Origin of the sequence: Pseudoalteromonas translucida KMM 520 (assembly GCF_001465295.1) — a bacterium.
GTDB classification, from domain to species: domain Bacteria; phylum Pseudomonadota; class Gammaproteobacteria; order Enterobacterales; family Alteromonadaceae; genus Pseudoalteromonas; species Pseudoalteromonas translucida.
The window spans coordinates 2,863,613-2,883,048 of the sequence record NZ_CP011034.1 but is presented as its reverse complement, the minus strand read 5'-3'; the positions used below and the strand labels follow the sequence as shown (position 1 = coordinate 2,883,048).

General features: G+C 40.8%; 23 protein-coding genes and 1 other RNA gene. 17 read left to right on the top strand and 7 right to left on the bottom strand.

What is annotated here, in order from left to right; all coding sequences use genetic code 11:
* The first annotated feature begins 109 nt into the window (after window positions 1–109).
* Genes PTRA_RS13335 through murA form a run of 7 tightly spaced genes read left to right on the top strand, consistent with a single transcriptional unit; the run spans window position 110 to window position 4,774 of the window.
* Window positions 110–925 (top strand): ATP-binding cassette domain-containing protein, encoded by an 816-nt coding sequence (locus tag PTRA_RS13335; RefSeq protein ID WP_083497546.1) that lies wholly within the window; start codon window positions 110–112, stop codon window positions 923–925.
* Entirely contained in the window at window positions 925–1,704 is a 780-nt protein-coding gene (mlaE, locus tag PTRA_RS13330; RefSeq protein ID WP_058374144.1) for a lipid asymmetry maintenance ABC transporter permease subunit MlaE, read from the top strand. Before PTRA_RS13335 ends, mlaE begins: the two co-directional genes overlap by 1 nt.
* A gap of 13 nt (window positions 1,705–1,717) precedes the next feature.
* Window positions 1,718–2,266 (top strand): outer membrane lipid asymmetry maintenance protein MlaD, encoded by a 549-nt coding sequence (gene mlaD / locus PTRA_RS13325; RefSeq protein ID WP_058374143.1) that lies wholly within the window; start codon window positions 1,718–1,720, stop codon window positions 2,264–2,266.
* Window positions 2,267–2,271: 5 nt separating this feature from the next.
* Complete coding sequence (locus PTRA_RS13320; RefSeq protein WP_058374142.1) at window positions 2,272–2,952, top strand: MlaC/ttg2D family ABC transporter substrate-binding protein; 681 nt, start codon at window positions 2,272–2,274, stop codon at window positions 2,950–2,952.
* The gene (locus PTRA_RS13315; protein ID WP_058374141.1) at window positions 2,945–3,238 is read left to right on the top strand and encodes an STAS domain-containing protein; all 294 of its coding nucleotides are present in this window, start codon (window positions 2,945–2,947) and stop codon (window positions 3,236–3,238) included. Before PTRA_RS13320 ends, PTRA_RS13315 begins: the two co-directional genes overlap by 8 nt.
* Window positions 3,239–3,243: 5 nt before the next feature.
* A complete protein-coding gene (locus PTRA_RS13310; RefSeq protein WP_011329187.1) occupies window positions 3,244–3,501 on the top strand; it encodes a BolA family protein in 258 nt (85 codons plus the stop codon).
* A gap of 13 nt (window positions 3,502–3,514) precedes the next feature.
* Entirely contained in the window at window positions 3,515–4,774 is a 1,260-nt protein-coding gene (gene murA / locus PTRA_RS13305; protein WP_058374140.1) for a UDP-N-acetylglucosamine 1-carboxyvinyltransferase, read from the top strand.
* A gap of 64 nt (window positions 4,775–4,838) precedes the next feature.
* Here the strand turns inward: murA and PTRA_RS13300 are convergent, their stop codons facing one another.
* From PTRA_RS13300 to PTRA_RS13290, 3 genes are all read right to left on the bottom strand, one after another.
* The gene (locus tag PTRA_RS13300; protein WP_058374139.1) at window positions 4,839–5,921 is read right to left on the bottom strand and encodes a trypsin-like peptidase domain-containing protein; all 1,083 of its coding nucleotides are present in this window, start codon (window positions 5,919–5,921) and stop codon (window positions 4,839–4,841) included.
* A gap of 99 nt (window positions 5,922–6,020) precedes the next feature.
* A complete protein-coding gene (locus PTRA_RS13295; RefSeq protein WP_058374138.1) occupies window positions 6,021–7,373 on the bottom strand; it encodes a Do family serine endopeptidase in 1,353 nt (450 codons plus the stop codon).
* Between the two features lie 131 nt (window positions 7,374–7,504).
* A complete protein-coding gene (locus PTRA_RS13290) occupies window positions 7,505–7,939 on the bottom strand; it encodes a Z-ring associated ZapG family protein (RefSeq protein WP_058374137.1) in 435 nt (144 codons plus the stop codon).
* A 125-nt stretch (window positions 7,940–8,064) separates the two neighbouring features.
* Between PTRA_RS13290 and zapE the strand changes: the two genes are divergently transcribed.
* The 8 genes from zapE (at window position 8,065) to PTRA_RS13250 (ending at window position 14,563) form a co-directional block, all read left to right on the top strand.
* Window positions 8,065–9,153, top strand: coding sequence for a cell division protein ZapE (zapE, locus tag PTRA_RS13285; protein ID WP_058374136.1), 1,089 nt, complete (start codon window positions 8,065–8,067; stop codon window positions 9,151–9,153).
* Between the two features lie 316 nt (window positions 9,154–9,469).
* On the top strand, window positions 9,470–9,898 hold the full coding sequence (gene rplM, locus PTRA_RS13280; protein ID WP_011329180.1) for a 50S ribosomal protein L13: 429 nt from the start codon (window positions 9,470–9,472) through the stop codon (window positions 9,896–9,898).
* Between the two features lie 8 nt (window positions 9,899–9,906).
* Window positions 9,907–10,299 carry a 30S ribosomal protein S9 gene (gene rpsI, locus PTRA_RS13275; protein ID WP_086995409.1) on the top strand — a complete coding sequence of 131 codons (393 nt, stop codon included), beginning with the start codon at window positions 9,907–9,909 and terminating at the stop codon, window positions 10,297–10,299.
* Window positions 10,300–10,824: 525 nt separating this feature from the next.
* On the top strand, window positions 10,825–11,415 hold the full coding sequence (petA, locus tag PTRA_RS13270; RefSeq protein WP_011329178.1) for a ubiquinol-cytochrome c reductase iron-sulfur subunit: 591 nt from the start codon (window positions 10,825–10,827) through the stop codon (window positions 11,413–11,415).
* Complete coding sequence (locus PTRA_RS13265) at window positions 11,415–12,680, top strand: cytochrome b (RefSeq protein WP_011329177.1); 1,266 nt, start codon at window positions 11,415–11,417, stop codon at window positions 12,678–12,680. Before petA ends, PTRA_RS13265 begins: the two co-directional genes overlap by 1 nt.
* The gene (locus tag PTRA_RS13260) at window positions 12,677–13,420 is read left to right on the top strand and encodes a cytochrome c1 (protein ID WP_058374135.1); all 744 of its coding nucleotides are present in this window, start codon (window positions 12,677–12,679) and stop codon (window positions 13,418–13,420) included. Before PTRA_RS13265 ends, PTRA_RS13260 begins: the two co-directional genes overlap by 4 nt.
* A gap of 79 nt (window positions 13,421–13,499) precedes the next feature.
* Complete coding sequence (gene sspA, locus PTRA_RS13255; RefSeq protein ID WP_011329175.1) at window positions 13,500–14,126, top strand: stringent starvation protein SspA; 627 nt, start codon at window positions 13,500–13,502, stop codon at window positions 14,124–14,126.
* Window positions 14,126–14,563 (top strand): ClpXP protease specificity-enhancing factor, encoded by a 438-nt coding sequence (locus PTRA_RS13250; RefSeq protein WP_011329174.1) that lies wholly within the window; start codon window positions 14,126–14,128, stop codon window positions 14,561–14,563. The genes sspA and PTRA_RS13250 overlap by 1 nt, the downstream gene beginning before the upstream one ends.
* A gap of 79 nt (window positions 14,564–14,642) precedes the next feature.
* On the opposite strand, the gene dolP is transcribed toward PTRA_RS13250, so the two are convergent.
* The 4 genes from dolP to PTRA_RS13230 are packed head-to-tail and all read right to left on the bottom strand — an operon-like array spanning window position 14,643 to window position 18,092.
* Window positions 14,643–15,209, bottom strand: a complete 567-nt coding sequence (gene dolP / locus PTRA_RS13245; protein ID WP_058374134.1) for a division/outer membrane stress-associated lipid-binding lipoprotein — start codon at window positions 15,207–15,209, stop codon at window positions 14,643–14,645.
* Window positions 15,202–15,795: an SIS domain-containing protein gene (locus tag PTRA_RS13240; protein ID WP_011329172.1), complete on the bottom strand. Its 594-nt coding sequence runs from the start codon at window positions 15,793–15,795 to the stop codon at window positions 15,202–15,204. The genes dolP and PTRA_RS13240 overlap by 8 nt, the downstream gene beginning before the upstream one ends.
* Before the next feature lie 34 nt (window positions 15,796–15,829).
* Entirely contained in the window at window positions 15,830–16,201 is a 372-nt protein-coding gene (locus tag PTRA_RS13235; RefSeq protein ID WP_058374133.1) for a YraN family protein, read from the bottom strand.
* Between the two features lie 13 nt (window positions 16,202–16,214).
* Window positions 16,215–18,092 (bottom strand): penicillin-binding protein activator, encoded by a 1,878-nt coding sequence (locus PTRA_RS13230; RefSeq protein WP_058374132.1) that lies wholly within the window; start codon window positions 18,090–18,092, stop codon window positions 16,215–16,217.
* 61 nt (window positions 18,093–18,153) lie between these two features.
* On the opposite strand from PTRA_RS13230, the gene rsmI reads away from it, so the two are divergent.
* Complete coding sequence (gene rsmI / locus PTRA_RS13225) at window positions 18,154–19,011, top strand: 16S rRNA (cytidine(1402)-2'-O)-methyltransferase (protein WP_058374131.1); 858 nt, start codon at window positions 18,154–18,156, stop codon at window positions 19,009–19,011.
* A gap of 43 nt (window positions 19,012–19,054) precedes the next feature.
* Window positions 19,055–19,419, top strand: an RNA gene (rnpB, locus tag PTRA_RS15650) — RNase P RNA component class A.
* The last annotated feature ends 17 nt before the right edge of the window (window positions 19,420–19,436 follow it).

Genomic DNA, 19,436 nt, shown 5'->3' with positions numbered 1-19,436 from the left:
TTGAGCGAGCCTTATAACTGTTTTGGCAATTACATTACAAAATCTTACGAATTGTTTTTTCCATCTTGGTCGAAAAAGCCTTAAAATAGGAATACGAGTGAATATTGTTATGGAGAGCGACTTGTCGCAATCAATAGTAGAAGTCAAGGATGTTTGCTTTTCAAGGGGCGATAGAATCATATATAAAAATATGAGTTTTAGTGTTCCTAAAGGTAAAATCACTGCCATTATGGGGCCAAGCGGCATTGGTAAAACTACCATGCTACGTTTAATTGGCGGTCAGCTAAAGCCTGACTCGGGTGATATTTTATTTGAAGGCAATAGTATTCCAAAAATGTCACGTAAAGCACTATATGAAGCGCGTACCAAAATGAGTATGCTTTTTCAAAGTGGTGCATTATTTACTGACATGTCGGTATTCGATAATATTGCTTTTCCGATTCGAGAGCACACTAAGCTAAGTGAAGATCTTATTCGCTTAGTAGTATTAATGAAGTTACAAGCTGTGGGTTTACGAGGCGCCAAAGATTTAATGCCGTCGGAGTTGTCAGGTGGTATGGCTCGCCGTGCAGCTTTAGCCCGCTCTATAGCACTTGACCCTGAATTAATTATGTATGATGAGCCATTTGCAGGCCAAGACCCTATTTCTATGGGAGTATTGGTAAAGCTTATAAAGTCACTCAATGAAGTGCTTGGTTTATCGTCTTTAATTGTGACCCATGATGTGAAAGAAGTCATGAGCATTGCCGATCACGTTATAATAATTGCCGATCAAGGTGTTATTGGCAGTGGAACGCCAGAACAAATGCGTCAACATGAATCGCCTTTGGTACAGCAGTTTTTAAAAGGCTTATCGGATGGTCCTGTGCCATTTCATTTCCCGGCACAAACATATGCAGATGAGTTGCTTGGAGAGAATAAATGATGTTGAATTTTCTGCAAAAAATAGGGCATAAAACACTAGGTCGTTTTGCAGCGCTAGGGCGCTCAGCACATATGTTATTTGGTGCACTTGTACACATACCTAATTTTAAAAAAGGCACCCCCTTACTCATTCGCCAGCTTTATATGGTGGGCTCACAATCGTTGCTCATTATTGTGGTGTCGGGGTTGTTTATTGGCATGGTATTAGCGCTGCAAGGCTATACAGTGCTGGTTGGTTATGGTGCTGAAGATAGCTTAGGTCCTTTAGTTGCACTGAGTTTACTTAGAGAGCTTGGCCCTGTGGTTACTGCATTGCTATTTGCTGGGCGGGCGGGCAGTGCGCTCACCGCTGAAATTGGCTTAATGAAAGCAACCGAGCAATTATCATCACTCGAAATGATGGCCATTGATCCATTGAAACGTATAATTGCACCGCGTTTTTGGGCTGGTTTAATAAGTATGCCGTTGTTAGCATTAATATTTTCGGCAGTGGCTATTATTGGCGCTCATTTAGTTGGCGTTGATTGGCTAGGCGTTGATACCGGAAGTTTTTGGTCAATTATGCAATCACAAGTTTCGTTTCAACAAGACATACTCAACGGCATAATTAAAAGCGTTGTATTTGCTATTGTAGTGACCTGGATCGCCCTTTATAAAGGATATGATTGTGTGCCAACTTCTGAGGGGATCAGTAAAGCAACCACAGAAACCGTGGTGCACTCATCTTTAGCAGTGTTAGGGTTTGACTTTCTTTTGACAGCGGTAATGTTTACCAACTAGTAGGGTATAGATAATGAATTCACGGAAATTAGAGATTTTAGTTGGTTTTTTTGTCGCACTAGGCATTTTAGCATTTGCTATGCTTGCGCTTAAAGTGGCCAACACTGGTATTAGTGGCTCAGGTGACACATATACACTTAATGCTAAATTTGAAAACATAGGATCATTAAAACCCCGTGCACCCATTAAAGTGGGCGGTGTGGTTATTGGCCGGGTAGAATCTATTTATGTTCATCCACAAGAGTTTTTACCGGTTGTTAATATGACCATTGATGCACAGTATTTATGTCGTTTTTCAGATACTAGCTCAATCTCAATTTTAACCTCAGGTATTTTAGGTGAGCAGTACTTAGGAATTAACCCTGTTATTGCACCAGAATCAGCAGAGCAGCGTTGTTTAGGCTTAACAGTGGTACATAACGAACAAGATCAAGCAATTGATGATTTATTTGGCGTAGAAAGTAAAGCGCTAGGTAACGGTGGGTCTATTACCGATACTAAGTCTGCCTTAGTGCTAGAAGAATTAATTGGGCAGTTTTTATTCAACCAAGGTAGTGAGTAATTATTATGTTGAAAAAGTTTTTAGTTATTGCAGCGCTTAGTACGCTAACGTTTGCATCGGGAGTTAAAGCTGCTGATGTTAAGCTAATTGATCCTAATAAAATGGTACGCCAAGTGGCAGATAATACCTTTGAGCGGATCACAAAAGATCAGCCATTAATTATTAAAAATAATGAGCACTTACGTGTCATTGTTGAAGAAGAATTAATGCCCTACATTGACTACAAATATGCGGCACTGCGAGTATTAGGCAGCGAAGTATCAAAAGTGCGTGCAATAACCGATGAAGCTGAAAAAGCGCGCGCAATTAAAGATATTCAGCGCTTTATTGTGGTATTTAGAGAGTACCTAGTAGCAACGTACGCAGGTGTTTTTACCCAATACACCAACCAACAAGTCGAGTTTGGCGCACCACAACCTTTTAAAGGTAAAGATGTGGTGGTAGTAAAAACCAAGATAATTGAAGCAGGTAAACCCGATATTAAAATTGACTTTAAAGTACGTGAAGACAGAAGTGGTGAATGGCGCGCTTACGATATGATTGCAGAAGGTATTAGCTTACTAGATGCAAAGCAAAGCGAGCTACAAGGCATATTACGTCAACAAGGTATTGACCACGTAAGTAATCTTTTAGAGCAAAAGAGCCAACTGCCAGTACAGTTTCGAGGCAGCGACACCAATGACTAAGTTGGTGATAAGCCAAGTTGATGAGCAACATTTTCGAGTTAGTGGTGAGCTTACTCGAAGTTCAATTGGCGATGAAAAGCACCTGGGCAGTCAGGCAATAACCAAGCATAAAATCTGCTACTTTGATCTTAGTGACGTATCTAGGGTTGACACAGCAGGCTTAGCTTGGTTAATTCACACTTTTGCGCAGTACAAGCAACAAGGCATTCGCCTTGAGTTGCAAAATCCACCTGAACAATTGCAAAATTTAATGCAATTGGGTCAAGTTACAACCCTATTTGAGTGAGAGTTATGGAAACTAGCCAAGTCGAAATATTATTACGCGATGAACTTCAATTAGCAGAAGTACATGTTAAAGCCAATGGTAGCCATTATGAAGTAATAGCTGTTGGCGAATGCTTTGACGGTTTAAGCCGAGTGAAAAAGCAACAGCTAGTTTATGGACCATTAATGAATACTATTTCAGATGGCACCATTCACGCAGTATCAATTCGCGCTTTTACTCCTGTAGAGTGGAAACGCGAGCAAAAATTTATTTTACCGCAATAAAAAAGGCCCCTACATGGATCAATTTGTAATTCAAGGTGGCACTTCGCTTGCGGGTGAAGTTACTATCTCTGGCGCTAAAAATGCGGCACTCCCTATTTTATTTGCCGCACTATTAGCCGATGGCAAAAGTACGTTTACGAATGTACCGCGCTTGCGTGATATAGTTACCACCGAAGCGTTATTAAAAACCTTAGGTGCGAGTGTTAATTGGCAAGGCGACACGCTTGTGATTGACGGCGCAACAGTGGATAAAACACTCGCTCCGTATGATCTAGTTAAGCAAATGCGTGCATCGGTACTGACACTTGGGCCTTTAGTGGCGCGTTTTGGTGAAGCACAAGTGTCACTCCCTGGTGGCTGCGCTATTGGGGCTCGACCTGTGGATATTCATATTCAAGGTTTAGAGCGCATGGGCGCACAAATCAACGTAGAAAACGGCTATATTAATGCCAAAGTAAATGGTCGCTTAAAAGGCGCTGAAATCTTTATGGAGATGGTTAGCGTTGGGGCTACTGAAAACCTATTGATGGCCGCGACCTTAGCCGATGGCAAAACTGTGCTTGAAAATGCAGCTTGTGAGCCAGAAATAACAGACTTGGCTAATTGCTTAATTGCTATGGGCGCTAAAATTACGGGTGCGGGTACAAACCGTATTGAAATTGAAGGCGTTGAGCGTTTAGCGGGTTGTGAGCACCGTATTTTACCGGATCGTATTGAAACAGGTACTTTTTTAGTGGCTGCAGCTATGGCTGGTGGCGAAGTGCTGTGTAAAATGACCGACTTTCATTCACTTGAGCCGGTAATTGAAAAGCTACGTGCAACCAATGCATTGTTAGAAATACATGACAACAGTATTTATTTAGATATGCGCGGCAGAGAATTAAAAGCCGTTAATATTAAAACAGCTCCTCACCCTGGTTTTCCTACCGACATGCAGGCGCAGTTTACTGCATTAAATGTAGTTGCTAATGGTAGTGCCACCATTACCGAAACTATTTTTGAAAACCGCTTTATGCATGTGCCTGAGCTACAACGTATGGGCGCAAATATTCGCTTAGAAGGCAATACAGCTATTTGTGGTGATACAAAAACTCTTAGCGGTGCCCAAGTTATGGCAACCGACCTGCGTGCATCAGCCAGTTTAATTTTAACCGGTATAGTGGCACAAGGTGAAACGATAGTTGATCGTATTTATCATGTTGATAGAGGTTACGAGCGCATTGAAGATAAGCTCAGCGCGCTAGGTGCTAATATTAAACGTAGAAGTAGTTAAGTAACTATTTAGTTAAGATATTTTTAAAAGGCCGGATAAGCTAATTGCTATCCGGCCTTTTTTATTAAAGCTTAGTTTCAAGCTCTGCAACCGTCACCATTATTTTTTCTATTTTACCATTGCGGTACAGCTCAAACTCTATTTCTTTACCGGGTTCGGTATTGCCTATTTTTTCTAACACTTTTTGTGGGTTTGCTACCGAAAGTCCTGCAATTTCAATAACAATATCTTGCTCTTCAATACCTGCCTGCCAAGCTGGGCCTAGTGGATCTAAGTTAGTAATACGCATACCGGCTACAGGCGTCAGGCTGTCGTTTACTTCTTTGCCTGTGCTATCTACAGCTGTCCCCTCAAAGCCTAAGTAGCCACGAACCACTCGGCCATGGCGAATTAGTTTAGCCATAACCTCTTTAACTAAAGAGTAAGGAACCGCAAAAAATATCCCCTGTATGTTTAAGTTTTCGCGAGTTTTAAATTGCGCAGAAGTAATCCCGACTAAATCACCATTGGAATTAACTAATGCACCGCCCGAATTGCCTACATTAATAGCTGCGTCCATTTGCAATAAATTATTATAAGGGCTGTCGGTAATTTTTTGTTTGCCGGTGGCGCTAATAATGCCTTGGGTAATGGTTTGCCCTAAATTTAAAGGGTTACCAATGGCCAGCACAATGTCGCCAACACTTGATGAGTAGTTATCGTTAACAGGAATAACAGGTAAGTGATCGGCATTAATTTTTAAGAGTGCAAGGTCAGTAATAGTATCAAAACCAATAAGCTGTACATCAAAAAAGCGTCGGCCATCGGTTAATATAACCAGTATTTGATCGGCATTATTAATCACATGATAATTGGTAAGAATATAGCCATCTTGCGACATGATCACGCCCGAACCTAGTTCTTGTACGGTGTTTTGTCGTTTATAGCGTGGTTCTTTAGAAATACTTTCTGAAAAAACGGTGACAACCGAAGGAGCCGCACGCTTAACCGCATCTGAAAAGCTTAAATGGTTGCTACTCATAGCACTGGGCAGTGGCACATTAGGTAGCAATGCAGTGCGCATATTAGGGCTAAAAAAAACCACTAAAAAAGCAATGCCTAGGCCTGCAAATAGAGGCGGGAGTATAAATTTTAAGATTTTTAGCACAAGATTCTTATTGTTAGTGAGCAATCTCTTTATGATGGCCAAAAAAAATAACAGCGGCAAGTGCCGCTGTTACTTTTATTACATTTTAACGGTTATAAATTATTGAATGAGTACAAATATAGACTCACGACCGCGTTTTACCCCTAATACAATGTTGCCTTTGATGTTTTCAATGATTTGGTTCATATCATTTATGCTTTCTACGCGCTGGCGATTTACTTGCACAATAATATCACCTTCTTCAAGGCCAACACGCGCTGAAGGAGAACGCGGATCTACCGTACTAACTTCAATACCTTTAACGTTATTTTTCTTAACGTTTTCTAATGTGGCACCTTGAAAAGCAGGGTGTAACTCTTCGCCTGTTGCGGTAATGCCAGATGCGCCATCTAGGGTTACTTTAACTGTTTTTATTTTACCGTCGCGGTAAATGCCTAATTTAACGTCTCGGCCTTCGCCTAAGGTTGCTATTTTACTGCGTAATTCATGAAAGCCGCTAATATCACTACCATTAATGCTAATAATAACATCGCCTGCTTGTATACCCGCTTTACTGGCTGCAGTGTTATCCATTACTTGCATAACATACGCGCCTTGTTTTACGTCAAGCTGCTGTGCTTTGGCAAGCCCAGCATCGAGAGGGCGACCGGATATTCCTAGCGAGCCACGGCGAACTTCACCGTGTTCAATAATTTGATCAACTAAGTTTTTCATCATATTGGAAGGAATAGCAAAGCCAATGCCCACGTTACCGCCAGATGCACCTAAAATTGCGGTGTTAATTCCAATTAGCTCGCCATTTAAATTAACTAATGCACCACCAGAGTTACCTTGGTTAATAGCGGCATCGGTTTGAATGAAATCTTCGTAACCTTCAATATTTAAGCCACTGCGACCAAGTGCGCTTACTATGCCAGATGTAACCGTATGGCTTAAACCAAATGGGTTACCAATGGCAACAGCAAAGTCGCCCACCCGTAAATTATCAGAGTTAGCTAGCTTTACTGCGGTTAAATCATCTGCCTCTATTTGTAATAAGGCGATATCAGACTCTTTATCAGTGCCAATTTTGGTTGCCTCAAACTCTCGGCCGTCTTCAAGGGTGACTATCATTTTTTCGGCGTCTTGGATCACATGGTTGTTAGTGACGACATAACCTTTTTTAGCATCAATAATAACCCCTGAGCCTAACCCGCTAAATTGACGTTTTTGACTGCGAGGTTGTGGGTTACCAAAAAAGAACTCCAGCGGATCGGCGCGGCGACGTACTTCTTTTGAGCCCGACACCTGGATACTGACAACACCAGGGGTTATTTGCTCTAACATAGGCGCAAGTGTTGGTAATTGTTGGCCATTTACTGCAATCGGCATTTTTGCGTAAGACGTAACCGGGCTCAATAATAGGCTAGTAGATAGAATAGCTGCGCTGATAAGTGATAATTTCATTTTCATAGTCAGGGTTTACTCCACTTAGGATAAGCGAAAATTAAAAAAGGCTGCATATGCAGCCCTTTTCAATTTATCAGTAAGATAAAACAACAAAGCTGTTATATCTAAAGACTATGGGGTTGAAAAAAAGTTCATCAAGATACTGTTGAAGATTTTGCTTCACCAGCAAACAAACCAGACTCACCCGATACGTAATCAGCCGGCTGTGCATCGGCGTTAGAGCGATCTGAGCGGCGCTCTTTAAGTGATGCTTGTAACTGCTGAGTCATCTCTTTAGAGAAAAAAGGTTCAGCAGGTGCTTTATTTCTGTCCTCTAGTAACAACTGATTAGTTTCTTCAACATGACTAAGTAACTGATCGTAATTGTCTTTCATTTTAGTTACTAACTTACCAGTATTCGCTAAGTGATCAGCTACATCTTGTCGATATTGCTCTAGCGTATTTTTTGCTTGTTCAACCTGCTCTTCTAATTCATCATGCTTGAACTGTTTTTTAGTGACAAATGCACCGATGAAAAATGCGGCTATAGCAACAATAATGACTAAACCGACCCATGTAAATGTACCCATAAATATCACCTCTTTGGGAAAATAACTAACGAATATCTTAAATCAAACTAAGTCTAATATACCCTGACTAATGATGCGTGTTAATATGCTTTGTAAATTAAACTGCGTTTTAACTGTAAATAGATATGACTCCTTGGCAAACATACCAGCAAGACCTCAAGCGTGATGACTTTGTATACGACGCAGCACAAGAAAATGCTGTACGTCATTTACAGCGCTTATATGATGATTTAACTCAAGCAAAACCGCAACCTACCGGTTTTTTTGCAAAACTATTTAATAAAACAGAGCCTGCACCTATAAAAGGTTTGTATTTTTGGGGCGGGGTAGGGCGTGGTAAAACGTATTTAGTTGATACCTTTTATGAAGCACTACCGGGGCAGCGAAAAATGCGCGTGCATTTTCACCGCTTTATGCACCGAGTACATGACGAGCTTAAAAAATTAAATAAAAAAGCAAACCCACTAGAAATAGTAGCTGATATTTTTAAAGCCGAAACCGATATAATTTGTTTTGATGAATTTTACGTTCAAGACATTACCGATGCTATGTTACTCGGTGGCTTAATGGAAGCACTGTTTGCTCGTGGCATAGTGTTAGTTGCTACGTCGAATATTATTCCCGATGAGTTGTATCGAAATGGCTTACAGCGCGCGCGCTTTTTGCCCGCTATTGCGCTTGTTAATGCTAATACAGAAATAGTAAACGTCGATTCGGGCATAGATTACAGATTAAGAACCTTAGAGCAGGCAGAGATATTTCACAGTCCACTCGATGAGCAGGCCGATAAAAACTTATTTGAATACTTTGATAAGTTATCACACGAACAGGGTAAATCTAATACCGCCATTGAAATTGAAGGGCGCATGATTAAAACCCGTAAAGTATCTGATTGTATTGTTATGTTTGAGTTTAGCGAGTTATGTGAAACCGCGCGTAGCCAGGTAGATTACATGGAAATTAGCCGCTTATATAACACGGTTATTTTGTCTAACGTAAAGCAATTTGGGCAAGTGAACGACGACGCAGCAAGACGCTTTATTGCATTAGTAGATGAATTTTACGAACGCCACGTGACTTTAATAATTTCGGCAGAAAAACCCATTACTGAGCTCTATACTCAAGGTAATTTAAGCTTTGAGTTTAAACGCTGCATAAGTCGCTTACAAGAAATGCAGTCGCTAGAGTATTTAGCGAAAGAGCATTTAGCGTAAAAGTTAGCGCATTAGGGTTAATTTACTTTTGTTGGGAAAGGGGCTCAATGCTAGAGCCCGATACACAGCGAAGGTCTTTTTAATATAAAGTGCCTAGCAGTTAAAAAATTTGTGGAAAAAACACCCCGCCGGTAGTAATGCAATAAAAGTGCTGATATACTCCCGCTCCTGCCACGTTGCGTTCTATGCCTTCATATAGTCTAGCCACTTGTGAGCGGCGCAAAAGTCTAAAACTCGAAGGGGTTATAGCAAACTTAGAGCAGTAGTTAATATTAACTACTTGTGGTTTTAATTGAAAAACATTGGATTTTTATAAATGAAAACGTTTGTTGCTAAACCAGAAACAGTAAAACGTGACTGGTACGTAGTTGACGCTGAAGGTAAAACTTTAGGTCGCATCGCTACTGAAATCGCTCTCCGCCTACGCGGTAAGCATAAAGTTGAATATACACCGCACGTAGATACTGGTGATTATATCATCGTTATCAACGCTGAAAAAGTTACTGTAACTGGTAACAAATTCAAAAACAAAGTGTACTATTCACACTCTGGTTTTCCAGGTGGTCTTAAGTCTACTACTTTTGATAAACTTCAAGCTGCAAAGCCTGAAATGATCATCGAAAAAGCTGTTAAAGGCATGTTGCCACGTGGTCCTTTAGGCCGCGCTATGTACCGTAAACTTAAAGTTTACACAGGTACTGAGCATAACCATGCTGCACAACAGCCTCAGGTTCTAGACATTTAAGGAGCACCATCATGGCAAATCAATACTACGGTACAGGTCGTCGTAAAAGTTCTAGTGCTCGCGTGTTCTTACGCCCAGGTACTGGTAACATCGTAATCAACAAGCGCTCTTTAGAAGAGTACTTTGGTCGCGAAACAGCACGTATGGTTGTTCATCAAGCTCTAGAGCTTGTTGATATGACTGAAAAGTTTGATCTTCACATCACCGTTTCTGGTGGTGGTACAACTGGTCAAGCTGGTGCAATCCGTCACGGTATTACTCGTGCACTTATGGAGTTTGACGAGTCACTACGTCCACAACTTCGTAAAGCAGGTTTCGTAACTCGTGATGCACGTAAAGTTGAACGTAAGAAAGTGGGTCTTAAGAAAGCGCGTAAGCGTCCACAGTTCTCAAAACGTTAATATTTACGTTATCAAGAATTCAAAAACCCAGCTTATGCTGGGTTTTTTGTTTTTCGCGACATAATAAATGGTAACTTTTACGATAGGTAATTGATAAACTCCGCGTGTTTAATGAGCAAAAGTAAAAAAACACTCAGTGAATACTAAAAAAGTTAAATAATTATCGTAATTAGTTTAAATCCATCAGTTAATTGGTGAATTTTTTTGCTACAATTGGCTGGCAAATAATGTGAGCAGGTTTAGCCCTAGCAAATGCAGTTGTTACTGCTTGTTTTGGTGAGGTTGACCTGAGTCAGTATATTATTTTTACAGAAGCGATATGATAGTCATTCGGCTTCATACTCGAGCTAACTTAATCTATTTTTTGAGCAAGTCAGGATTATTCGAGCATGGGGCTGTGAGTAACCTTGTTTTAAACAAGGATTTAAATATGATCGTTTCTATTTTATAATTCAAAAAAATTAACCTGCTGTAACTGATGTTCTCAATATAGCAAGTGTTGAGAATCATAGTGGAGATAAGTGGATGAGCAATGCGCCTGTAGACAATGGCCGACGTCGCTTTTTAACCATAGCTACCTCTGTTGTTGGTGGTGTTGGTGCGGCTGGGGCTGCTGTTCCTTTTATTGCGTCTTGGAATCCAAGTGAGCGAGCTAAATCTGCGGGTGCGCCTGTAGAAGTAGACATAAGCAAACTTGAGCCAGGACAATTAATACGTGTCGAGTGGCGTGGTAAACCTGTATGGGTTGTATCACGGACCCCAAAAATGCTTGAGCAAATGAAAGGACATGAAGATCAACTTCGTGACCCGCATTCGCAAGAGCCACAACAATTAGAATCATCAACAAATGATTACCGTTCATTGCGTCCAGAAATATTTTTGGCTGTAGGTATTTGTACTCATTTAGGATGTTCACCTAGCTTTTTACAAGGTGGCTTTGGTGAAAAAGTGGAAGGGACTGACGACGGTTTTTACTGTCCATGTCATGGTTCTAAGTTTGATATGGCTGGCCGTGTATTTCAATCGGTACCTGCACCATTAAACCTAGAAATACCACCATACACTTTTCTTGATGAAACCACTATATTAGTGGGCGAAGAACAAGGAGTGGCCTAATGTTTGGTAAGATTATTGGTTGGTTAGACGACCGTATACCATTGACACGTGTCTGGAACATGCATATTGCACAGTACCCAGCACCTAAAAACTTTAACTTTTGGTACTTCTTTGGCTCACTAGCTATGTTAGTACTAGTTAACCAAATTCTTACAGGAATTTGGTTAACTATGAACTATGTACCTTCTGCTGAGGGGGCGTTTGCATCAGTTGAATACATCATGCGTGATGTTGATTATGGCTGGTTATTACGTTATTTACACTCAACCGGTGCATCAGCGTTTTTCATCGTTGTATATTTACATATGTTCCGTGGCATGATCTACGGCTCTTACCAAAAACCACGGGAATTGCTGTGGGTATTTGGTATGTTTATTTTCTTAGCGCTAATGGCCGAAGCATTCATGGGGTATTTATTACCATGGGGGCAAATGTCATTTTGGGGTGCACAGGTAATCATTTCACTATTTGGCGCAATTCCGGTTATAGGTGATGATTTAACACTTTGGATCCGTGGTGATTACGTAATATCGGGTGCAACGCTTAACCGCTTCTTTGCATTGCATGTTATTGCTTTACCATTAGTTATCGTGATCTTAGTATTTTTACACATAGTTGCACTACATGAAGTAGGGTCAAATAACCCTGAAGGTGTAGATAACAAGCGTAAAAAAGGTACGGTAGCTGAAGAAGATAAACCTAAGTTTAAGTTCCATGAATATTATACTGATAAAAAAGATATTCTTGATGCGATCCCGTTCCACCCTTATTACACAGTAAAAGATATTGTGGGTGTGGTTGGTTTCTTAATATTGTTCTGTTGGGTGGTGTTCTTTATGCCAGCCATGGGTGGTTTCTTTTTAGAAGCGCCAAATTTTGAAGCGGCTAACCCGCTGAAAACACCAGAGCATATTTTTCCAGTTTGGTACTTTACGCCATTTTATGCAATCTTACGTGCGATCCCTGATAAGTTAATGGGTGTTGCAGCAATGGGTGCATCTATTGTAGTGCTTGCGTTATTACCTTGGATAGATCGTGGTTCAGTTCGCTCAGTTCGTTACCGTTGTGGTTTCCACAAATGGAACATTGCAGGCTTTGTTGTTACTTTTGTTCTTTTAGGTTGGGTTGGTGCAACACCACAAACTGACATGAAAACAATTGTTTCGCAGATATGTACTGTGACTTACTTTATGTTCTTCGTACTGTTATTTGTATACAGTAAGAATGAAAAAACTAAGCCATTGCCTGAGAGGTTACTGAAATGATGAAAAAGCTACTTATTGGTTTATTTGCTTTATCAATTAATGTGTTGCCGGCAATGGCTGCAGGTCCTTCAGTGGCATTATTAGATGCAGGTAATGACCTAACAGATCAGCCTTCGTTGCAACGCGGTGCTAAATTGTTCATGAACTATTGTGTTGCTTGTCATCAAATGCAATACCAGCGTTATGAACGTACTTTTCGTGATATCGGTATTCCAACGGAAATTGGCGCAGAACAGTTAATTTTTGACGGTTCAAAAGTAGGTAGCCATATTACCAATGCGATGGCCAAAGAAGATGCTGAAAAGTGGTTTGGTGCTGCGCCACCAGATTTAACTAACGTTGCACGTGTTCGTGGTTCTGATTGGATATATACGTATTTAAAATCGTTCTACAAAGATGAATCACGTCCATTTGGCGTAAACAATACATTGTTTCCATCTGTAGGTATGCCGCATGTTCTGCAAGAACTACAAGGCTTACCAACAGCTATTACAGAAAAAGTAGAAGTGAATGGTCATACTGTGACCAGAATTGTTGCTACTGAAACTGATGGCTCAGGTGAATTAAGTGTAGATGAATACGACCAAGCTGCTCGCGATTTAACCAACTTCCTTGAGTACGTGGGTGAACCTTCACGTCTTGAGTCAGAAGCAATAGGTATTAAGGTAATTGGATTTTTATTCATCCTATTTATCTTGGCATTTATGCTTAAGAAAGAATACTGGAGAGATGTTCATTAAGTTTGAACATGTTTAAAGGTAATTTTGCAATAGGGGCTTAAGCCCCTATTGCTGTTTTAGTTATTTAATGGAGGTAGGCATGGCCGTAGCTGCCAATAAGCGCCCTGTAATGACCCTTTTTTCTGGTGCTAACTGTATGTATAGCCACCAAGTACGCATTGTACTTGCTGAAAAAGGTGTAAGTGTAGATATTCATTTGGCTGAAAAAGATAACCTGCCAGAGGCACTTCACGAAATTAACCCTTACGGTACAGTGCCAACACTGATTGACCGTGAGCTTGGTTTATATCAGGCAAATATCATCATGGAATACCTTGATGAACGTTTCCCTCATCCTCCACTAATGCCTGTTTACCCGGTAATGCGTGGCCGTAGCCGTTTAATGATGCACCGTATTGATACTGATTGGTACAGCCTAGCTGACAAAATCACTAACAACGCACCAGATGCTGCTCAAGCTCGTAAAGAGCTTACAGAAGCATTGCTTGCGGTTGCAGCAATCTTTAGCGAAGCACCTTATTTTATGAGTGAAGAGTTTAGCTTAGTAGATTGTTACCTTGCTCCACTATTATGGCGTTTACCTGAATTTGGTATTGAGCTTAACGGTGCAGGTTCTAAAGAGCTTAAAGAGTATATGATCCGCTTATTTGAGCGTGAATCATTCCAAGCTTCTTTAACTGAAACTGAGCGTGAGATCCGTTTATAATGACGCCTAATCGTCCTTACTTATTACGCGCTTTTTTTGATTGGATTGTTGATAACGAATGCACGCCACATTTAGTGGTTGACGCTGATTACCCTGCAGTACAAGTGCCAACACAGTTTGTGCAAGACGGACAAATTGTGTTAAACATTAGTCCTTCAGCGGTAACCCAGTTTTCGTTAGATAATGAGCAACTTAGCTTTAGCGCGCGGTTTGGTGGTCAGCCAATGCAAGTGTATGTGCCTTTAAGGGCTGTACTTGCAATATACGCGCGTGAAAATGGCGAGGGTACGGTCTTTACAGCAGATGAGTTTTTAGAGGACGAAGACGATTTTGCTCCAGATTTTGAAAGTGTTGATTCATCAGCAAATTATGTTGACGAAACACCACCAGAAAAGCCTGAAAAGAAAAAAGGTTCGCATTTACGTGTTATAAAATAATACATTTTATAATCTGTTAATGATAAAAGAAAAACCGCTAATAAGCGGTTTTTTTATGTCTGTATTTATAATACTATCTTTACAAATATTCAAATACTTTAATAACGCGCTCAACACCCGATACATTACGCGCAATATTTACTGCTTGCTCTGCTTCTGCGTCAGAAACTAAACCCATCAAAAATACTTCGGCATTTTCAGTAACGACTTTAATATTATTACTGCTAATATTTTTAGCGGTTAATAGCTGCGCTTTTACTTTTGAGGTTAACCAAGAGTCATGAGTTTGGGTAGTCACCCCAATATTTGAACCAATACGAATTTGGTTATGTATTTTTCGAATGCCAGGAACGTTCTCAATGGCTTTATTAGCTTCATTTTTCATTTCTTCATTGGCAACTTGGCCAACTAATAAAACAATGCCATTAACGCTCATAGCGCTAATATGAGCAAATTTCTGCAAGCGATCTACTTCACTAATTGCAATGCTAGCTTTTATTTCAATGTTGTTGTCATCGATCTGAGAGCCAATAGTGCGACGATCGTTTGCTGCCGTTATTGCACTAGCAGTACCAGCAACTACTGCGGCTGCGCATCCTTGCAGTAATACAACCGTGCCTATAATTATAAGTGAGCGTTTAAACATAATTTTCATCCTGCGGGAAAAGTGTTAAATCAACCAGTTCACTTAAACAATGTAAGTTAACTAAATGCGACTCGATAATACGGCTTGGGCGTTTAGAAGGCGTTCTAATTTCAACATCATTAGGGCCAAGTAAACCAACTAGTTCACCACCGTCATCACCAACCATAACTATGACCTTCATATCCTTAGTTAGTGCCGCCTCTACCGCCGAAATAATTTGTTTTTCATTACCATTAATAGCCAGTGCCAGCAGTAAGTCACCTTGTTGAGCAAAGGCACGCACTTGACGAGCAAACGTGTCGTAATCGTCAACTTGAGTACTTTGCCCTAAGTTAATACTCTCTTGCGATAACGCAATAGCAGGTAGGCAAGGGCGCTCGGTTTCATAATGATTAACTAAAACACCAGCCATGTGCTGAGCAAGCATATGGCAGTTAGCTGTACCGCAGCAAATAAGCTTATTGCCGTTTATCAGGCTTTGAGCAATGGTAAAAGCGGCCGACTCTAATGCACTGGGTAATACCTCACCCGCTGCTATTTGTACTTGAATGCTTTCTGTAAAAATTTCTTTAATTGTGTCTTGCATAGAATACCAACAATTTATACCTAGTTCTTTGTTTTTAAAATACGTTTTTGAGCCAGTTAATATGCATAGACGGCTCTCCAGTGATTGCTACATAATCGATTCTTAACGGCTGATTTGTTAGGTTTTTAGCGGCTAAGTAATGATAAATACTGCGTTTTAAGCGTGCTTGTTTTTGTATACTTAATGCGTAATTAGCGCCGCCGCGTGCGTGGTTTTTACGAAACTTAACTTCCACAAAAACCAAAGTGTTACCGTCTTTCATAATTACATCAAGTTCGCCAAAGGGGCAGTAATAGTTGCGCTCAATTGCTATTAACCCTTGAGAAACTAAATACTTTTGTGCCTGGAGCTCATAATACTGGCCTTTTTCACGACTGTTTTGCCACAGCTGTTTAAACCAAGACATGTAGCCCCCTTAGTTATTCGGTAATGTATATGTCACTGGCTGATTGCATAAATAACGGCACAGGGCGTTGTGTTTTTAGTTGTACTGCCTTAATCCGACGATTGGTATATTGCGCCCAGTCTAATGTGCGTTCAATATGCCCGCTAGTATTAACCGAGAGCTTACCACTTAAACCGCTAAACTGATTCCCAGGGGAAAGGCTTAGTTGTTTAATGTCATGTAATATAGTTACTGCATCGTAGGCCATAGCAAATAAACGCTGACTAATATCAGCATGTTCTGGCCACAATGTTTCGTATTGTTGGCGAAGATTATGCTGTTTAATTTGCGACTTTAACATCCAAGGAAGTTCGGTGAAGTATAAGCCATCTAAGTCGCCTTTATCGGTACGATCAATTTGGCTACTATGACTTTTAGAACTAGCATAAAGCGGGATCCTATCAGCAAAGGTACTTACATTAACGTCTAAATACGGCTTTATTAAACGGGTTTCTATGGCATCGCCTAAAATATAAATAGCGTCTATATCGCTGCGCGAGCGTGTTTCGTTTTCGACTTCTTGCTTAAATAAAGTTTTAACGGTTTTGATCCGCTCTTTACTTTTATCAACCTCGAGTAAGCTGGTAATCGTATCAGGCATGTCTTGATTACCGTTATAAAAGCCAATTTGTGGTTTGGTTTCGCTATAGCGTTGCCACTGCAGGTTAAAGTAATCAACCAAACGCTGCCCGTTTGCATTATTAGGCGCAAGTAACATTGGCTTTTGATAGCCCTGAGCTAAAAAGTGCTCTAATGCTTGTTGTACTTCATGCTCTGGGTTAAGGGCAAAAAAGTAGTGCTGTAACGAAAGCCGCTCACCATCAAAGGTATTTAAATGCAGAGTAGGTATGTCTATAAGCACTTGCGCATTAGCAAGTTTATCTATATTCGCTTTTAACAGTGGACCAACAACAAAATCGGGTTTTATTTGCGCTATTTTAGCGGTGATTTCATCTACATCACTGTTTTCATCAATAAAAATGGTTTCATTAATGCTTTGCTGATCAAGTGCTGCAAGTACGCCGGCTTTAAGTGCATTACCTAAGCGTTCATTAGCACCAGATTGCGGCAGTAGTACAACTAAACGCTCTATTATTACAGGCGTTAAATCATTCACTAACTCATCTTGTTTAGGTAAAATGACTCTAGCAGGGTGCCCGGGGTAGCGTCTCAACCAATTATTAATAGCTTGGTCAAGTTCAACGGCACTGCCAGCATAAACTTGATGGTACAAAGCAAGGTTAACCCAACCTTGTTGAATAACCGATCCTCTGTTAAAGCGTTCAAGTGTATAAGAGGAAAGCTTTTTTAAGTTATCCCATAAGTTCTGGTTTAGCTGTGCAATATCAATATTATTTTTAGTAGCAGACTCAGACGCTGCAAAAAAGTAAGGGGCCGCGCGTTTCGCAAAGTCTTGCGATGCATACACACTGGCGGTTAAAAATTGATGCCAGGCAAAATGTTCAGGCTGTTTAAGTTGACCATCTAACGACTGCAAAATAACTAACGCTTGAGCGTTTTTATTTTGCTGCTTTTGCGCAAACGCAATATAAAGACGATTTTGAATCTGATCAACACTTGGGGTTAATTCTAACTCACCGCATACCTTTTCTAATAACGACCAACTTTGCTCATTCACTGCAGCATCGCGTGCACTATAAAGTAACTGTATTTTATCGGCACCTTGGCGATTTTGCGCCAATTGATAGATAGATAACGCACTATTAGCTTGGTTTTTTAGTGCATTGGCACTGTTACTGAAGTTATCACTGTTTTTAGTTGGTTTTTCGGTTGTGCTACACGCCGATAACCCTGACAATATAATTAATAGACTAACTAGTTTAAGTCGCACAATGATTTCCCAATACGTTAACGCGATTTGCTTATATTACTGACTGACGCAGGAGACCTCAATGTTAAATGAGGAGAATTCACAGAAAATTGGCACTCTTTACATTGTAGCCACCCCAATTGGCAATTATGACGACTTAAGTCAGCGTGCAATCGCGACATTATCGCAAGTTGACTTAATCGCTGCTGAAGACACACGCCATACTGGCAAGCTACTTAGCCACTTTGGTATCAAGGCTAAAACCTTTGCTTTACACGATCATAACGAAAAGCAAAAAGCACAACAAATTATCGATCAGCTCAATCAAGGCTTAAATATAGCCTTGGTATCAGACGCGGGCACACCTTTGATCAGTGATCCTGGCTATGCGGTGGTTAATTTATGCCGCGAGCAAGGCGCACATGTTACACCCATTCCTGGAGCATGCGCTGCAATTACCGCTGTATGTTGTTCTGGCTTACCAACTGATCGCTTTCAATTTGTTGGTTTTACACCAGCAAAAAGTAAAGCACGCCAAGAATTTTTTATCGATGCGGTTAACTCTGGCATTACTAGCATAATGTATGAAAGTACCCATCGTATTATGGCAAGCCTTGATGACTTAGCCGAGGCACTTGGCGATGATCAACAAGTAGTGTTTGCTAAAGAGCTGACTAAAACCTTTGAAACATTTTTTAATGGCAGTGTGAGTGAGTTAAGAGCATTTTTAACTAACGATCCTACCAAGCAGCGCGGCGAAATAGTACTCATGTTGCCGGGTAAACCTAAGCTAATAGACGACGTACCGCCTGAAGCACGTAAAATGCTAGCGCTGCTTGAAAGCGAAATGCCAATGAAAAAAGCCTGCGGTATTGTAGCCGATTACTTTGGTATGAAAAAAAATGCGCTGTATAAAACAATAATTGACGAAAAAGGGTAAATCTTTACTGCGCTTGGCATTATCCTCAGGTATAATCCGCGCCGAGTTAGCCAAGATAATCGCTGCCTGTGACGAAAATGATCAGGGGGAGGAAAGTCCGGGCTCCATAGGGCAGAGTGCCAGTTAACGGCTGGGGGGCGCGAGCCCACGACAAGTGCAGCAGAGAGAAGACCGCCAATCTTCGGATTGGTAAGGGTGAAAGGGTGCGGTAAGAGCGCACCGGGCCGCTAGTAATAGTCGGTTGCAAGGTAAACTCCACTCGGAGCAAGACCAAATAGGGTTCCTTATGGCGTGGCCCACGTTGGAACCGGGTAGGTTGCTTGAGCCATAGAGCGATTTATGGCCTAGACGAATGATTATCACTTTCTTCGGAAAGGACAGAACCCGGCTTATACGGCTAACTCACTCATTCAATAAAAAGCCCG

What these genes read in the sequence shown, in the direction of transcription:
- PTRA_RS13335 (WP_083497546.1), top strand. Translation starts at nt 110, where the DNA reads ATGGAGAGCGACTTGTCGCAATCAATAGTAGAAGTCAAGGATGTTTGC.
- mlaE (WP_058374144.1), top strand. Translation starts at nt 925, where the DNA reads ATGTTGAATTTTCTGCAAAAAATAGGGCATAAAACACTAGGTCGTTTT.
- mlaD (WP_058374143.1), top strand. Translation starts at nt 1,718, where the DNA reads ATGAATTCACGGAAATTAGAGATTTTAGTTGGTTTTTTTGTCGCACTA.
- PTRA_RS13320 (WP_058374142.1), top strand. Translation starts at nt 2,272, where the DNA reads ATGTTGAAAAAGTTTTTAGTTATTGCAGCGCTTAGTACGCTAACGTTT.
- PTRA_RS13315 (WP_058374141.1), top strand. Translation starts at nt 2,945, where the DNA reads ATGACTAAGTTGGTGATAAGCCAAGTTGATGAGCAACATTTTCGAGTT.
- PTRA_RS13310 (WP_011329187.1), top strand. Translation starts at nt 3,244, where the DNA reads ATGGAAACTAGCCAAGTCGAAATATTATTACGCGATGAACTTCAATTA.
- murA (WP_058374140.1), top strand. Translation starts at nt 3,515, where the DNA reads ATGGATCAATTTGTAATTCAAGGTGGCACTTCGCTTGCGGGTGAAGTT.
- PTRA_RS13295 (WP_058374138.1), bottom strand. Translation starts at nt 7,373, where the DNA reads ATGAAAATGAAATTATCACTTATCAGCGCAGCTATTCTATCTACTAGC.
- PTRA_RS13290 (WP_058374137.1), bottom strand. Translation starts at nt 7,939, where the DNA reads ATGGGTACATTTACATGGGTCGGTTTAGTCATTATTGTTGCTATAGCC.
- zapE (WP_058374136.1), top strand. Translation starts at nt 8,065, where the DNA reads ATGACTCCTTGGCAAACATACCAGCAAGACCTCAAGCGTGATGACTTT.
- rplM (WP_011329180.1), top strand. Translation starts at nt 9,470, where the DNA reads ATGAAAACGTTTGTTGCTAAACCAGAAACAGTAAAACGTGACTGGTAC.
- petA (WP_011329178.1), top strand. Translation starts at nt 10,825, where the DNA reads ATGAGCAATGCGCCTGTAGACAATGGCCGACGTCGCTTTTTAACCATA.
- PTRA_RS13265 (WP_011329177.1), top strand. Translation starts at nt 11,415, where the DNA reads ATGTTTGGTAAGATTATTGGTTGGTTAGACGACCGTATACCATTGACA.
- PTRA_RS13260 (WP_058374135.1), top strand. Translation starts at nt 12,677, where the DNA reads ATGATGAAAAAGCTACTTATTGGTTTATTTGCTTTATCAATTAATGTG.
- sspA (WP_011329175.1), top strand. Translation starts at nt 13,500, where the DNA reads ATGGCCGTAGCTGCCAATAAGCGCCCTGTAATGACCCTTTTTTCTGGT.
- PTRA_RS13250 (WP_011329174.1), top strand. Translation starts at nt 14,126, where the DNA reads ATGACGCCTAATCGTCCTTACTTATTACGCGCTTTTTTTGATTGGATT.
- dolP (WP_058374134.1), bottom strand. Translation starts at nt 15,209, where the DNA reads ATGTTTAAACGCTCACTTATAATTATAGGCACGGTTGTATTACTGCAA.
- PTRA_RS13240 (WP_011329172.1), bottom strand. Translation starts at nt 15,795, where the DNA reads ATGCAAGACACAATTAAAGAAATTTTTACAGAAAGCATTCAAGTACAA.
- PTRA_RS13235 (WP_058374133.1), bottom strand. Translation starts at nt 16,201, where the DNA reads ATGTCTTGGTTTAAACAGCTGTGGCAAAACAGTCGTGAAAAAGGCCAG.
- rsmI (WP_058374131.1), top strand. Translation starts at nt 18,154, where the DNA reads ATGTTAAATGAGGAGAATTCACAGAAAATTGGCACTCTTTACATTGTA.